The organism is Streptomyces sp. CB00455 (assembly GCF_001905445.1).
In the GTDB taxonomy this organism is placed as follows: domain Bacteria; phylum Actinomycetota; class Actinomycetes; order Streptomycetales; family Streptomycetaceae; genus Streptomyces.
In genome coordinates this window covers 177,572-190,650 of sequence record NZ_LIVQ01000009.1, presented here as the reverse complement: position 1 = coordinate 190,650, position 13,079 = coordinate 177,572, and the positions used below count along the sequence as shown (strand labels likewise).

Sequence of the window (13,079 nt, the reverse complement as noted above, 5' to 3'; positions counted from 1 at the left end):
GGGTCCTGACCGTCCCGGGCCGGACCCTCTCCGGGACGGTCAGAGCTTCTGTGCGGCGGCGATGCCCAGGGCCACGATCAGCGTCACCACGACGAACACGATCAGCCGCTGCCGCATCATCTTCGGATCCGGCCGCCCGGGGCGCCGGCCCGCCCCCGTCGTGCGGGGCCCCGGGCGGCCGCCCGTACGCCCCCCGGTCGGCCGGGAGGACGGACCGCCCGGGGTGCGCGGGTTGCGGGAGGACGAGGGACGCGAACGCGGGCCGCTCTGCGCGCCGCCCTGGCCCCGGGGCGCGGCGCCGCCGCCGGTACGGCGCTCCGTGGGGTGGTCCGCGTAGTGATCGCTCCGGTCGCCCCGGTCCGCTCGGTCGCCCCGGTCCACGCCCTCGGCCTGCCGCCCCACCGGGCGCTCGCTGCGCGCCCGCTGCGCCGGCGGGCGGCCGTCGGACAGGCCCTGCGCCTCGCGGGCCGCGATCTCCTTGAGCCGCATCGATAGCTGGAGCGTGCTCGGCCGCTCCTCCGGATCCTTCGCCAGGCAGGCCTGCACGAGGGGCGCGAGGGCGTCCGGCACCCCGTGCAGGTGCGGCTCCTCGTGCACGACGCGGTACAGCATGACCTCGGAACTGCCGTGCCCGAAGGGCGAGTCCGCCGTCGCCGCGTAGGCGAGGGTGGCGCCGAGGGCGAAGACGTCCGTGGCGGGAGTGACGGCCGCGCCGCGCACCTGCTCGGGCGCGAGGAAGCCGGGGGAGCCGACCGCCGTCCCCACATGCGTGAGGGTGCTCGCCCCGGTGGCCCAGGCGATGCCGAAGTCGATGATCCGCGGTCCCTTGGGGGAGAGCAGGATGTTCGAGGGCTTGAGGTCGCGGTGGACGACCCCCGCCTCGTGCACGGCGACCAGCCCCTCCGAGAGCGCGGCCCCGATGGCGGCGATCTGCGAGGCGGTCAGGGGGCCCTCTTCCGCCACCTTGTCGTGGAGCGAGGGTCCGGGGACGTACTGCGTGGCGAACCACGGCCGCTCGGCCTCGAGGTCCGCCGCCACCAGGCGCGCGGTGCACCCGCCCCGGATCCGCCGCGCGGCGGACACCTCGCGGGCGAAACGCGAACGGAACTCCTGGTCCTCCGCCAGATCCGGCCGGATGACCTTGAGCGCGACGCGCTGACCGCGACGGTCCGAGCCCAGGTAGACCACGCCCATGCCGCCGGCGCCGAGCCGCCGGTGCAGTCTGAACGAGCCGACGACACGCGGGTCCTCCCGCCGGAGCCGCATCATCGCCATGTCCACCCCGCTGACCGGTCGTCCTGTTGACGTGGCACAGCTTACGGACCATCCGGCATACGTGCTCAGAGGCCGCGCCCTCGCCGCGGGATTCGATCCTCAGTGCGGCACGGCACACTTGAGGGTCCCTCAGCGACCCGGACCGCCCACGGCCAGCTGGCGGCCCCCGCGATCAAACGGCCGTCGCGGCCCGGGAATTGGGCCACCGCCGGACTTCGCGCCCCCTGCGCCCCCGCCCGCCCCCCGGCCGCAGCGGAGTCGATCTTGTCCGCGTCCCGTCGGGGGACACACATCAACAGTCGGTGACGGAAGTGAGGGATGTCACCACCCTGCGGTCATCCCCTCCGGGAAGACCCCGACAGCGGGGGAGCGGTCTCCACCCAGGGGAGTACTCCGCGAAGACCCCGTCATCCTCCTGGAGGCCCGGCAATCGGTACGAGGGCATGAGGCCACGGCCCCGCCGCGCGCCTAGTGTTGAAGACAAGCGGCGGGTGACGCACTCGTCCCCCGAGGTCACGAGCCCGCCGCTGCCAAACGACAGGGAGAGGACCATGGCGGACATCGCACGGCAGGGACGCAAGGCATTCGCGTTCAACGGCCACGAGTCCGGCACCCGCCACCCGCTGGTGGCCGCGGCCATGGTGCTCCCCCTGGCCGCCCTCCTGCTCTTCCTCTTCGGAGGCTTCGACCAGGTGGCGGCACAGGCGTCGTCCGTGGGCGTGATGCTGGGGCGCTGAGCGGCGCCCCTGATCCGGGAGAGCGGCCCGGATCCGGGCATCGGCCGGTCGGACCCCGTGGGGACGGGGGAGCGGCGACGGACGGCAGGTGAAGGGTGCTGCCCGTACGACTGGGGAGTCGGACGGGCAGCACCCTTTTTTTCGTACCGGCACGGTCGCGCCCACCCGGCGCCCGGCGCCCGGGGTTCCGTAGCCTGCTCCGGAGAGACGGAGCCGTGGAGGCACGATGACCCAGGTGAGCGACCCAGGCGGCGCGGCGGACCTGCCTTCGCCGCCGTCCCTGCCCGCCGCGCTCGCGGCCAGCACCGGTCTGGCGCTGCCCTACGCGGTCCTCGCCGACCGGGACGACGGGACGGTCGTGCGCTGCGGAGAGATCGTGGCCAAGGCGCACGCGGGCGACGCCGACCGCGACGGCCTCGCCGTACGGATGCGCATCGCCGGGCACCGGGCGCTGGCCGGCGTGCTGCTGGCGCCGCTGCGGCCCGCGCCCGGATCCGTCCACGGCAGGCCCGTCTCCCTGTGGCCCTACGGCGCCCCGGTCGATCCGGAACGCCCCGAGGACGCCCCCTGGGAGGCGGCCGCCCGGCTCCTGGCCGCCCTGCACCGGATCCCGGTCCACGAGCTCCCCGGGCCGGTCCCCCCGATGCGCGGCCCCGCCAAACTCGCCCGCGCCCTGGCCCGCCTGGCGCGGGCGGAGCCCCTCCTGGCCGCCGTCCCGGAACCCGCCGCGCCGCCGGGGGAGGATCCCGCCCGCCGGGGCCCCTGCGTCCCGGCGGCCCGCGCCCAACCCGTTCCGGGCGACGCCCGCGCCGTGTGGGCCGCGGCCGGGTTCCTGCCCGCCTGGGCGCGCGGAGAGGCGGCGGCCCCGCCCGGCGGAACGCTCTGCCACGGCGACCTCCACCTCGGGCAGCTGGTCCGCTACCCGGCGGGGGAGGGGCCCTGGCTGCTCATCGACGTCGACGACCTGGGCCTGGGCGCCCCCGCCTGGGACCTGGCCCGTCCGGCCGCCTGGTACGCCGCCGGGCTGCTCGGCCCCGGCACCTGGCAGCGCTTCCTGGACGCCTACCGGGCCGCAGGGGGTCCGGCGGCCGGCCCGCCCGGCAGCGACCCCTGGCCGCAACTCGACCTGGCCGCCCGCGCGCTGACCGTGCAGACCGCCGCCCTGGCCCTGGCCAAGGCCGCGGAGGGCCGGCGCCGACTCGACGACGGGGAAAGGCTGGTGGTGGACGCCTGCCGCCGCATGGCGGCCCTCCCGCCCGACGTGCGCCCGGCGCCCGGGTCGTAGGGTGAGCTTCCCGCCACCGGGCATGCGTCCGGTGGCGACGTCGACGGCAAGGAGTTGATCCGGTCATGCAGTGTCCGAAGTGTCACGCGATGATGCACACCTACAACCGCAACGGTGTCCAGATAGAGCAGTGCAGCGGCTGCCGGGGCATCTTCCTGGACTACGGCGAGCTGGAGGCCCTGACCCGCCTGGAGTCCCAGTACACCTCGCAGCAGTACGGCCAGGTCCCGCCGCCCGCCGCACCCCCGGCCCCGTACCCGGCCCCGCAGGCCGCCCCCGCCTGGGGCGCCCCGCAGCACCACGGCGGCCACGGCCACCACGGCCACCACAAGGGCGGCTTCGGCCGGATGCTCTTCTCCTCCTGAGCCCGGACCGCCGCGCGGGGCCCCGCCCCGCAACGCGGAAGCCCCGGCCGTCGAGACGGCCGGGGCTTCCGGTTGGTGCGCGATACTGGGATTGAACCAGTGACCTCTTCCGTGTCAGGGAAGCGCTCTCCCGCTGAGCTAATCGCGCGGGTGCCACGGCTTTGAAGCCGCAGGTCAAGCAAGTGGTGATGCAGGTGGTGCGGTTACTGCGTGCGCGATACTGGGATTGAACCAGTGACCTCTTCCGTGTCAGGGAAGCGCTCTCCCGCTGAGCTAATCGCGCGGGGATCCTTGCGGACCAGTGGACGATACTGGGATTGAACCAGTGACCTCTTCCGTGTCAGGGAAGCGCTCTCCCGCTGAGCTAATCGTCCTTGGAGGTGGAGACGGGATTTGAACCCGTGTAGACGGCTTTGCAGGCCGTTGCCTCGCCTCTCGGCCACTCCACCATGGAGCTGCAGGGGTTCTCGGGAAGATCCCCCACTTCGAGCGGACGACGAGACTCGAACTCGCGACATCCACCTTGGCAAGGTGGTGCTCTACCAACTGAGCTACGTCCGCAGGTCACCGCGTTGGCTCCGGGGTCTTGCCCCTTCGCTCCCTGGCGACGTGTTGAACTCTAGCGGATTCCCGGGCCAGCTCAAAAACGCGTTTCCGCAGCGTGCTGCCGCTCGATCACCCCCGGTCACCTACCGCTCACCGCACCGGCGCCGCCGCGCCGCCGGTCATAGACTCGCAGCCGTGCACGACCTGCCTCCCCTGGCCCGCTTCGGCGGCCTCCTCGCGACCGACCTCCGCGACGTCACCAGTGATCCCGCCGCCCTGGACTCCACCGGCTTCTGGGCGGTGGCCGCCGACTTCGAGGGACGGACCGTCTGCGCGCGCTTCGGGGACGTGCGCCCCGACCCCGTACCGGCGCCCGTTCCCGGCGCCTGGCGCGGGCCCGACGCCGACCAGTGGACCTCCTCCCTCGACCGCGCGGCGTACGTCGCGGGCGTACGCCGGATCCGCGAGCACATCGCCGCCGGCGAGGTCTACCAGGCCAACTTGTGCCGCGTGCTGTCCGCGCCGCTGCCCGATCCGGCCGGCGCCGATGTCGACGCGCTCACCGCCCTCCTCGCGCGGGGCAACCCCGCCCCCTTCGCAGGAACGATTCGCCTCCCGGCCCACGGCGTCGAGATCGCCACCGCCTCCCCGGAGCTGTTCCTGCGCCGCACCGGCCGCCGCGTCGATTCAGGCCCCATCAAGGGCACCGGCCGCACCGCCGCCGACCTGCTCCCCAAGGACCACGCCGAGAACGTGATGATCGTGGACCTCGTACGCAACGACCTCGGCCGCGTCTGCACGACCGGCTCGGTCACCGTCCCCGAGCTGTGCGCCGTCGAGGAGCACCCCGGCCTGGTCCACCTCGTCTCCAGGGTCAGCGGCGAGCTCGCCGACGGCGCCGGCTGGCCCGAACTGCTCGCCGCCACCTTCCCGCCCGGCTCCGTCACCGGAGCGCCCAAGTCCTCCGCCCTGCGGATCATCGAGGCGCTGGAGACCGCCCCGCGCGGCCCCTACTGCGGGGGCATCGGCTGGGTCGACGCCGATCAGGGCACCGCCGAGCTCGCCGTCGGCATCCGCACCTTCTGGATCGACCGGGAGGCCCCCGCGGGGCCCCGGCTGCTCTTCGGCACCGGCGCCGGGATCACCTGGGGGTCCGACCCCGACCGCGAGTGGGCGGAAACGGAACTGAAGGCCGCCCGCCTGCTGCGGGTAGCGTCGGGAAACGACCGGGATACCCACGGGGTGAGTGGCACCCCTGGGACGAACGGCATGAGCGGAGGGACCGTACGGTGAGGATCTGGCTCGACGGAGCGCTGCGGGACGTGGACGACGCCAGGGTGTCCGTCTTCGACCACGGGCTGACCGTGGGTGACGGGGTCTTCGAGACCCTCAAGGCCGAGGGCGGCCGGCCCTTCGCCCTCACCCGCCACCTGGACCGGCTGACCCGCTCGGCCCGCGGCCTGGGTCTGCCGGACCCCGACCACGACGAGGTCCGCCGGGCCTGCGCGGCCGTCCTCGAAGCCAACCCGATGCCCTTCGGCCGGCTGCGCGTGACCTACACCGGGGGCGTGTCCCCGCTCGGCTCGGACCGCGGCGACGGCGCGCCCACCCTGATCGCCGCCGTCGCGCAATCGACGCGCCGGCCGGACACCACCTCCGTCGTCACGGTGGACTGGGTCCGCAACGAACGCTCCGCCGTGGCCGGCCTGAAGACCACCTCGTACGCGGAGAACGTCGTCGCGCTGGCGGCCGCCCACCGGGCCCACGCCTCCGAGGCGCTCCTCGCCAACACCCTCGGACGGCTCTGCGAGGGCACCGGCTCCAACGTCTTCGTCGTGCTCGGCGGGGAGCTGCACACCCCGCCGCTCGCCTCCGGCTGCCTCGCCGGGATCACCCGCGCCCTGGTCGTCGAGTGGGCCGGCGCCAAGGAGACCGACCTGCCCTTCGAGGCGCTGCAGCAGGCCGAGGAGGTCTTCCTGACCTCCTCGCTGCGCGACGTCCAGGCGGTCCTGCGCGTCGACGGCCGGGAGCTGGGGGCGGCACCGGGTCCGGCCACCGCCGAGGCGATGCGGATCTTCGAGGCGAAGGCCGGGGCGGGCCTGGATCCGTGAACCCGGGTGACGCGGGGCCGTCGGCCCGGTAGAACACCAGGTGATGACCACCACCCTGCGGCCTGCGCAGCCGCTCCAGCAGCACAGTGACGGGACCCGCTCGCGGGCTTACGAGGTCCGGGTGAACAGCCGCCGCGTCGGCAGCCTGGAACTGGCCACCCGCTCCGCCGCCCAGCCCCGGGTGGGCGTGGTCCGGGGCCTGTGGATCGACGAAGCGGACCGGGGGCGGGGGCGCGGCACGGTCGCCGCTCTCGCCGCCGAGGAGGTGCTGCGCTCCTGGGGCTGCACCGCCATCGCGGTGTCGGTGCCCGCCGACGCGGCGCGGGCCCTGCGCCTTGCGGCGGCCCTCGGCTACCGGGAGACCGGCCGGAACATGGTCAAGGACCTCCCGGCCGAGCCCCCGGGCCTCCCGGCGGACGGCGTCGGGCGCCCGATGACGGCGGCCGAGTTCGACGCCTGGCTGGAGCCGGCGGTCGTGCAGTACGCCGCCCGTCTCGCCGCCCCGGGAATGACCGCGGAGCAGGGCGTGGCCGCGTCCCGGGCCGAGCACGCCCGGATGCTGCCCGCCGGGCCGCAGACCCCCGGCACGGCCTTCCTGGTCCTGGAGGCACCGGAGGGCGGGATCCTGGGCACCCTGTGGGTCGGGGAGCGCGAGCTGCCGGGCCTCGGCGCCGTCCCGTACGTGTACGACGTCGCGGTCGCCCCCGGGCACCGGGGCCGGGGCCACGGCCGGACCCTCATGCTGCTGGCGGAGCACACCGCCCTGGCGGCCGGTGCCCGCGCCCTGGCCCTGCATGTCGCGGAGGGCAACACCCCGGCCCGCGGGCTCTACGAGTCGCTGGGCTACCGGGACACGGCCGTGAGCTTCCTGAAGGAGCTGATCTAGTGCTGTGACCGGAGCCGGGAGGCCTCCCGGCTCCGTCGGGCCGGTCCGGGGCGGCCGGCACGACACCCCCTACGGGGTGTCCGTGCGGAGCAGGCGGTCGGCGATCTCCTCGATGCGGGCGCGCAGACCGTCCTGGCTCTTTCCTCCGTCGAGGCGTTCGCCGCCGATCACGTAGGTGGGGGTGCCGGTGACGCCGATGGCCTTGCCCTCCGCCTGGTCGGCATCGACGATCAGGATGTGCCGCCCGTCGATCAGGGCGGTGTCGAACTCCTCCACGTCCAGGCCCAGTTCGCGCGCCGCGTCCAGCAGGACCGGCTCGCCCCGCTCGCCCAGCTCCGCCGTGCGCGCCAGCACGGCCTCCACGTAGGGCCAGCCCTGCCCCTGTTCCACGGCCTCTTCGGCGGCCTGGGCCGCGGCGAAGGCGTGCTTGTGCTTCTCCAGGGGGAAGTGGCGCAGCCGGATGTCCAGCCGGTCGCCGTAGCGGGCCCGCAGGGCGCGGACGTCGTCCAGCGCGGCGAGGCAGTCCGGGCACTGCAGTTCGCACCAGACGTCGAGGATCACGGAATCGGTCATACGAACAGTCTCCCAGCCCCCGGACCCGCGGGCCGACCGGGACCTGGGGAGGATTCCCGACCCCGAGATGTCCCGGAGATCGGCGCCAGGGCGGCCGTCGCCCTCGCCCTCGCGGCGGTGCCCGGTGCACGATGGACGGACAGGGACGGACCGCTCAGTTCTGGAGGACCCCATGCTCGCCGAGACCATGTGTTCCGCGGTGTCCGCGGCAGGGCTGGGCATCGCCGCGGTGACCGCCTACCGCAGGCGCTTCCTGACCGCGGCGCGCATCACCGCCTACGCGCTCGTGCCGGTCGGCCTCGTGCTGACGGGCGTCGTCCAGTGGGTGTCCGGCCTGGTCTTCGAACCGGCCGTCTGGGCCGGCTTCGGACTGCTGGCGCTGGCCTGGCTGATCCTGGCCGGCGCCCGGGCCGTCGAGCGCCGCCGCGTCGGCAGGGCGACCGGGGCGAGCGCGGCGGGTGACGCCGTCGCCCCGGCGGCCTCCGCGCCGTCCCTCGGCGCCGGCGCCCGTACGCGGCCCGCCGCGCGCCAGGAGCCGTCCGCCGCCGCGCCCGGTGAGGACTTCTCCGACATCGAGGCCATCCTGAAGAAGCACGGGATCTGACGGGCGAACCGCCGCAGGTACACGAGAACGAGCGAACTACCGCGCGGATGCTGGCGTGTTGAGGGACGCCCGGCGGCGCGCTGCGCCATCATCGCCCCGACATGCTCGAAACATCACCGAGTGAGCCCCCGGCGCCCGCGCCGGCACCCGCCCCTCTCGCCGAGGAGCCGCGAGGCTGCCTCTTCGCCCTCTCCCAGCCACCCCTGATGATCTTCCTAGGTGTGATCGGCACCCTGTTGCTGCTCGCCGCCGTGCACGACCTCTTCCTGCTCTGAGAGCACCGCGTCGGCCTCCTTGCGGCGCGCCCGGTAGGCCGCCACGTGCAGCCGGTTCCCGCAGGTCCGGCTGTCGCAGTAGCGGCGCGACCGGTTGCGGGACAGGTCCACGAAGGCGCGCCGGCAGTCCGGGGCCTCGCAGCGGCGCAGCCGCTCCTGTTCGCCGGAGACCACGATGAAGGCCAGGGCCATGCCGCCGTCGGCCGCCAGGTGGTCGCCCACCGAGGCGCCGGGCGCGAAGTAGTGCACGTGCCAGTCGTAGCCGTCGTGGTCGGTCAGCTGCGGGGTGGTGCCGGCCGTCGCCACCAGCTCGTTGATCAGTACGGATGCCGCACGTGAGTTCGGTGCCGCGAAGACCTGGGCGAACTTTCCGCGCACCGTCCGTACCCCGGCCAGGTCGCGGGCGCCGAGCTCGCCCACGTCGCTGATCGCGTACTCCTGGACGAAGCCGCGCAGGGCGCCGATGTCCGCGAGCCCGTCGGGCTGGTCCGCCTCGGCCGCGGTGTTCACCAGCGCGACGACGACGTCGAGCGCGCGACGGGTGTCGTGGGGGATCTGCACGGGGTCTCCCTCATGGGCCGGGCCTGCGGCGACGGGCTGCCGCCGTCGTCGGTGGCCGACTCTAGCGGGTCCCCCCACGCACACCGGCGCCGTTCGCGCGGGTGGCTCCCGCGTGAACAGCGCCGGCACTGCCTATGTGGTTGTCCGACACGCACCGTCGCCCCGAGTCGGACGGTGTCGAGCGGCTGTGGGCCTGGCTCAGCTTTCGGCCAGGATGTGGGAGAGCTCCTTGTCGAGGTCGAAGTGCCGGTGCTCGGTCCCGGGTGGGACCGCGGCGTCCGTCCGCTTGAGGAACGACTCGAGTGCTCGGGCGGGTGCTTCGAGCAGTGCTTCTCCCTCCGGTGAGCTCAGGGCGATGCAGACGACGCCCTGTCCGTGGCTGCGGGACGGCCAGACGCGGACGTCGCCGGTACCGGTGGGCCGGTGGAGGCCCTCGGCGAGGAGGTCGCGGGCGAATACCCATTCGACCGTCTCCTCGGCGCCGGTGTGGAAGGTGGCGTGCACGGCGTAGGGATCGGCCGTGTCATACCGCAGGCCCGCGGGAACAGGCAGTGAGGACTCGCTCGACACAACGAGGCGCAGGTGCAGCTCGCAGCTGACCGTGGTGTTCATAAGCGCCAGGGCCTTTCGCTCAGTGTGCGCTCGGGGATTCGCACGTCGGCGAAATCGACATGCCACCTACGGTGCCGTTGTAAACCCCTCTGACCGTTTTGCGGACCTCTGGGTCCCTCGTACGGCGGATCCAAACCACCATTCACGTGTGCTTCCGGCTCGGGTAGATTCGAGTCCATGAATACGGGGAGTAACCGCGAGACCAATGAGTCCGCAGCCGGCGAATCCGCTCCGGACGCCGCCGCAGGGGCGCCGCACGTGTCGAAGGCGCCCGACTTCATCAAGGCGCGCCGCGGCCTGCACCTGAGCTGGCAGGTCGGCGTCTTCGTCGTGGGCCTGGCCGTCATCGGGGCCGGTGTCGCCATGCTGGTCCTGCCCGGGCCGGGCTGGGTCGCGATCTTCGCCGGTCTGGCGATCTGGGCCACCGAGTTCGCCTGGGCCCACCTCGTGCTCCGCTGGACCAAGCGGAAGGTCACCGAGGCCGCGCAGAAGGCGCTCGACCCGAAGGTCCGGCGCCGAAACCTCATCCTGACCGGGGTCGGGCTCGTCGTCGCGGCCGCGCTGATCGGCTTCTACCTGTGGAAGTACGGGCTCGTCCTGCCCTGGGACATCAAGGATCAGTGATGGTCCGGGAGCACCGCTGACATGCGGTAATGTTTGCGGTGCGTCCGGGCGATTAGCTCAGTGGGAGAGCACTTCGTTCACACCGAAGGGGTCACTGGTTCGAACCCAGTATCGCCCACCCGGACCGAAGGCCCGGAGACCTCACCGTCTCCGGGCCTTCGGCGTTCACGCTCATCCGAGCCGGGCGATCGCGTCCCGCAGGCGGCGGGCGTCGCGCAGCCGCTTCTCGTAGCTCGCGCCCACCGCCAGCAGCAGCAGGCCCGCCAGGGCCGGCGCCGCCCAGCGCGGCAGCGCCCCGGCCAGCTGCGCCACGTACGGGGCCAGCTCGTGCAGTGCCACCGCGGTGAGCACCACGCCGCCCAGCACCAGCGGCGCCTGGAGCCGTCGACGGGCACCCATCAGGGTCACCGCCAGCGCGGCGAGCCCCAGCAGCAGCGGACGCAGCCACTGTCCGGTCCCGGCCGGCGAGCCACCCAGGACGGCCGGCAGGCTCGGCAGCAGGGCCGCGGCCAGGCCGGGGCCGTAAGCCACCCACGAGGACGCCGACGGGTCCCTGCGGCGCCGCAGGAAGCCCACCGCCAGGGCGGGCGCCGCCACCGGCAGCGTGTACGCCTCCGGCACCGAGACCCCCGCGCCGGCCAGCCGGACCCAGGCCGCGGCGACGAGCAGCGCCGCCGCCGGGCGCCCCAGCACCCGCCGGTCCGCCCGCACGGCGGCCCCAGCGCAGACGATCCCGGCCAGCGCCAGCGCCAGCGCCAGTGTCGGCACCGGAACTGAGGCCGGGGTTCCGGTCCGGGCGGCCGACAGGGCCACCGCCAGCACCCCGGCCACGCCCGCCGCCACCTCGGCCGGCACGCGCACCGCGCCGAGCCGGGGACCGAGCGCGGCCACCGCCGCCGGCACCACGAGCACCGGGAGCGACCACCACGCCACCGCCATCTGCGCCGCGGCCGCCAGCGCCGCCGCCAGCGCCGTCGCGTACCCGACGGCGCACACCGCCGCTCCGGAGCGCAGGACGCGCGGAGCGGCCCCGTACGCCGCCCCCGCCGCGCAGCCCGCGCCGAGCAGGCCCCACACCGCGAAGGTCGCCGCCCGCCCGTCCAGCGCACCCAGGGACACGCTCATGGCGCCGGCCAGGGCGCACCAGGCAGCCGTGCAACGGGCGCCGCGCGCCGGGCAGCGCAGGGCCAGGGCGCCGGCGCCCACGGTCACCGCCACCTGCGCGGCGAGTACGGCCGCCACCGGCAGGGCGAGCGCCCCCGGCGCCGTGCACAGCCCGGCCCAGGCCAGCGCCACGGCTACCGCGGCCCCCTCCGGCCGCGACACCGCCCGGCCGGCCCACCAGGCCGCCCCGGCCGTGATCAGCAGGGCCACCGGGACCGCCGCCTCGGGCGCGTACGGGCCCCGCGCCGGGGTCGTCGCCGCCCACACCTCGCCCAGTACGCCGATCCGGGCCGGCAGCGCCGCCACCGCCGCCGCCAGGGACGCCGCCGCCACCAGCGCGGCCACCAGCGCCCCCGCCCGGGCCAGAGCGCGCCCTACCGCGGCCGGCAGCGCCTCCACCCGCACCGCCGCCAGCAGCGGGAGCGCCACCAGCAGGTGCGCCACCACCGCCCAGGCCGGATCCAGTCCGGGCCGCGCCACGCCGCCCACGGCCACCACCGCCGACAGGCCACCCGCCAGGGCCGCGCCCCGGGCGCGCGGCTCGCGCCACGCCGCCGCGGTACCGAGGGCCGCGCCCGCCAGCAGCAGCGCCGCCGGAGCCAGGGCGTCCGACGCGGAGGCGGCCGACCAGGAGCCGGCGGCGCCGATCAGCAGCGCCCCGGCGCCGAGGACCGCCGCCGCGCCCAGGACCGCCGCGGGGACGACGGCCGCACGGGCCCGCCATGCCAGGGCCGCGTCCAGCGCGGCCGTCGCCAGCAGCGCCCAGCCGGCCCCCTGCTGCCCCGCCCGCGCCGCCGAAGCCGCCAGCGGCAGCGGGAACTGCGCGGCCAGCACGGCCGCGTACCACGGGATCCGCAGCTCCGGCAGGGCCAGCCCGTAACCGCCCCACGCCGCGGCCAGCACCGCCGCGGCTCCCGCCGCGTACGCGGCGCCGTCCGTGCCCGGCAGGCCGACGGCGTACAGCGCGTACGCGTCCAGCACCGTCAGCAGCAGCCCCACCGCGGCCACCGACTCCGCCGTCGAGCGCAGGCCGCGGCGCAGCAGCGGGACCGGAGCGGCCAGCGCCGCGGCCGTCACGACCGCCAGTACCGCCGAGCGGCCGGTGATCCCGAGGGAGCCCCAGCTCAGCAGCGTGAAGGCCAGCGCGGCGACCGCCAGCAGCACCGCTCCGAGGGCGAGCAGCACGTTCTGGGCGCCCGGCGCCGAGGTCTCCTCGCGCCGCGCGGGCGCCGCGGGCGGCCGCACGGGCGGGGCCGGCAGGCGCAGCAGCCACTCCCGGCGGCCCAGCAAGTACAGCCGGCGGGCGTCGAGTTGGACCAGCTCACGGTCGATGAGCGCCAGCTCTTCGACCGGCGGCAGGGGGATGTTCATGGTCCGGAGTGTGGCGCGGGTCACGCGGCGCGGGCATCGGCGTACGTACTCAGATGCGTCCTGAGTACGTACGCGTCCCCGCGAAGCGGG

At 75.1% G+C, this 13,079-nt stretch carries 13 protein-coding genes and 6 tRNA genes; 9 read left to right on the top strand and 10 right to left on the bottom strand.

Annotation, left to right across the window (positions count from 1 at the left end; all coding sequences use genetic code 11):
• Window positions 1-39: 39 nt before the first annotated feature.
• On the bottom strand, window positions 40-1,275 hold the full coding sequence (locus AMK16_RS29335; RefSeq protein WP_079191813.1) for a serine/threonine-protein kinase: 1,236 nt from the start codon (window positions 1,273-1,275) through the stop codon (window positions 40-42).
• 551 nt (window positions 1,276-1,826) lie between these two features.
• On the opposite strand from AMK16_RS29335, the gene AMK16_RS29330 reads away from it, so the two are divergent.
• From AMK16_RS29330 to AMK16_RS29320, 3 genes are all read left to right on the top strand, one after another.
• Window positions 1,827-2,012 (top strand): hypothetical protein, encoded by a 186-nt coding sequence (locus AMK16_RS29330; protein ID WP_037797219.1) that lies wholly within the window; start codon window positions 1,827-1,829, stop codon window positions 2,010-2,012.
• Between the two features lie 226 nt (window positions 2,013-2,238).
• A complete protein-coding gene (locus tag AMK16_RS29325; RefSeq protein WP_073920342.1) occupies window positions 2,239-3,297 on the top strand; it encodes a phosphotransferase family protein in 1,059 nt (352 codons plus the stop codon).
• Window positions 3,298-3,362: 65 nt separating this feature from the next.
• Window positions 3,363-3,662, top strand: coding sequence for a TFIIB-type zinc ribbon-containing protein (locus AMK16_RS29320; protein ID WP_073920341.1), 300 nt, complete (start codon window positions 3,363-3,365; stop codon window positions 3,660-3,662).
• A 73-nt stretch (window positions 3,663-3,735) separates the two neighbouring features.
• Here the strand turns inward: AMK16_RS29320 and AMK16_RS29315 are convergent.
• From AMK16_RS29315 to AMK16_RS29295, 5 genes are all read right to left on the bottom strand, one after another.
• A tRNA-Val gene (locus AMK16_RS29315) sits at window positions 3,736-3,810 on the bottom strand.
• 63 nt (window positions 3,811-3,873) lie between these two features.
• Window positions 3,874-3,945, bottom strand: a tRNA-Val gene (locus AMK16_RS29310).
• Window positions 3,946-3,964: 19 nt separating this feature from the next.
• A tRNA-Val gene (locus AMK16_RS29305) sits at window positions 3,965-4,036 on the bottom strand.
• A gap of 1 nt (window position 4,037) precedes the next feature.
• A tRNA-Cys gene (locus AMK16_RS29300) sits at window positions 4,038-4,111 on the bottom strand.
• A gap of 39 nt (window positions 4,112-4,150) precedes the next feature.
• Window positions 4,151-4,223 (bottom strand) — tRNA-Gly (locus tag AMK16_RS29295).
• A 180-nt stretch (window positions 4,224-4,403) separates the two neighbouring features.
• On the opposite strand from AMK16_RS29295, the gene AMK16_RS29290 reads away from it, so the two are divergent.
• From AMK16_RS29290 to AMK16_RS29280, 3 genes are read left to right on the top strand one after another with little or no spacing between them, the layout of a single operon-like run.
• Window positions 4,404-5,501 (top strand): chorismate-binding protein, encoded by a 1,098-nt coding sequence (locus tag AMK16_RS29290; RefSeq protein WP_073920340.1) that lies wholly within the window; start codon window positions 4,404-4,406, stop codon window positions 5,499-5,501.
• The gene (locus tag AMK16_RS29285) at window positions 5,498-6,319 is read left to right on the top strand and encodes an aminotransferase class IV (RefSeq protein ID WP_073920339.1); all 822 of its coding nucleotides are present in this window, start codon (window positions 5,498-5,500) and stop codon (window positions 6,317-6,319) included. Before AMK16_RS29290 ends, AMK16_RS29285 begins: the two co-directional genes overlap by 4 nt.
• Window positions 6,320-6,362: 43 nt before the next feature.
• Window positions 6,363-7,205 carry a GNAT family N-acetyltransferase gene (locus tag AMK16_RS29280; protein ID WP_073920338.1) on the top strand — a complete coding sequence of 281 codons (843 nt, stop codon included), beginning with the start codon at window positions 6,363-6,365 and terminating at the stop codon, window positions 7,203-7,205.
• A gap of 69 nt (window positions 7,206-7,274) precedes the next feature.
• On the opposite strand, the gene AMK16_RS29275 is transcribed toward AMK16_RS29280, so the two are convergent.
• Window positions 7,275-7,778, bottom strand: coding sequence for a DsbA family protein (locus tag AMK16_RS29275; protein WP_073920337.1), 504 nt, complete (start codon window positions 7,776-7,778; stop codon window positions 7,275-7,277).
• Between the two features lie 172 nt (window positions 7,779-7,950).
• Here AMK16_RS29275 and AMK16_RS29270 point away from each other — a divergent pair, with 172 nt between their 5' ends.
• The gene (locus tag AMK16_RS29270; protein ID WP_073920336.1) at window positions 7,951-8,382 is read left to right on the top strand and encodes a hypothetical protein; all 432 of its coding nucleotides are present in this window, start codon (window positions 7,951-7,953) and stop codon (window positions 8,380-8,382) included.
• Between the two features lie 215 nt (window positions 8,383-8,597).
• Here AMK16_RS29270 and AMK16_RS29260 read toward each other — a convergent pair whose 3' ends face one another.
• Window positions 8,598-9,218: a CGNR zinc finger domain-containing protein gene (locus AMK16_RS29260; protein WP_073920334.1), complete on the bottom strand. Its 621-nt coding sequence runs from the start codon at window positions 9,216-9,218 to the stop codon at window positions 8,598-8,600.
• A 198-nt stretch (window positions 9,219-9,416) separates the two neighbouring features.
• Window positions 9,417-9,830: an SsgA family sporulation/cell division regulator gene (locus tag AMK16_RS29255; RefSeq protein WP_030011909.1), complete on the bottom strand. Its 414-nt coding sequence runs from the start codon at window positions 9,828-9,830 to the stop codon at window positions 9,417-9,419.
• A 177-nt stretch (window positions 9,831-10,007) separates the two neighbouring features.
• Between AMK16_RS29255 and AMK16_RS29250 the strand changes: the two genes are divergently transcribed.
• On the top strand, window positions 10,008-10,454 hold the full coding sequence (locus AMK16_RS29250; protein ID WP_073920333.1) for a TIGR02611 family protein: 447 nt from the start codon (window positions 10,008-10,010) through the stop codon (window positions 10,452-10,454).
• A gap of 46 nt (window positions 10,455-10,500) precedes the next feature.
• Window positions 10,501-10,572 (top strand) — tRNA-Val (locus AMK16_RS29245).
• 53 nt (window positions 10,573-10,625) lie between these two features.
• Here the strand turns inward: AMK16_RS29245 and AMK16_RS29240 are convergent.
• The gene (locus tag AMK16_RS29240; protein ID WP_073920439.1) at window positions 10,626-12,989 is read right to left on the bottom strand and encodes an SCO7613 C-terminal domain-containing membrane protein; all 2,364 of its coding nucleotides are present in this window, start codon (window positions 12,987-12,989) and stop codon (window positions 10,626-10,628) included.
• Window positions 12,990-13,079 lie beyond the last annotated feature (90 nt).

Excerpts from the sequence above, each read along its gene's own strand:
- AMK16_RS29335 (WP_079191813.1), bottom strand. The coding sequence starts at position 1,275 with ATGGCGATGATGCGGCTCCGGCGGGAGGACCCGCGTGTCGTCGGCTCG.
- AMK16_RS29330 (WP_037797219.1), top strand. The coding sequence starts at position 1,827 with ATGGCGGACATCGCACGGCAGGGACGCAAGGCATTCGCGTTCAACGGC.
- AMK16_RS29325 (WP_073920342.1), top strand. The coding sequence starts at position 2,239 with ATGACCCAGGTGAGCGACCCAGGCGGCGCGGCGGACCTGCCTTCGCCG.
- AMK16_RS29320 (WP_073920341.1), top strand. The coding sequence starts at position 3,363 with ATGCAGTGTCCGAAGTGTCACGCGATGATGCACACCTACAACCGCAAC.
- AMK16_RS29280 (WP_073920338.1), top strand. The coding sequence starts at position 6,363 with ATGACCACCACCCTGCGGCCTGCGCAGCCGCTCCAGCAGCACAGTGAC.
- AMK16_RS29275 (WP_073920337.1), bottom strand. The coding sequence starts at position 7,778 with ATGACCGATTCCGTGATCCTCGACGTCTGGTGCGAACTGCAGTGCCCG.
- AMK16_RS29270 (WP_073920336.1), top strand. The coding sequence starts at position 7,951 with ATGCTCGCCGAGACCATGTGTTCCGCGGTGTCCGCGGCAGGGCTGGGC.
- AMK16_RS29255 (WP_030011909.1), bottom strand. The coding sequence starts at position 9,830 with ATGAACACCACGGTCAGCTGCGAGCTGCACCTGCGCCTCGTTGTGTCG.
- AMK16_RS29250 (WP_073920333.1), top strand. The coding sequence starts at position 10,008 with ATGAATACGGGGAGTAACCGCGAGACCAATGAGTCCGCAGCCGGCGAA.
- AMK16_RS29240 (WP_073920439.1), bottom strand. The coding sequence starts at position 12,989 with ATGAACATCCCCCTGCCGCCGGTCGAAGAGCTGGCGCTCATCGACCGT.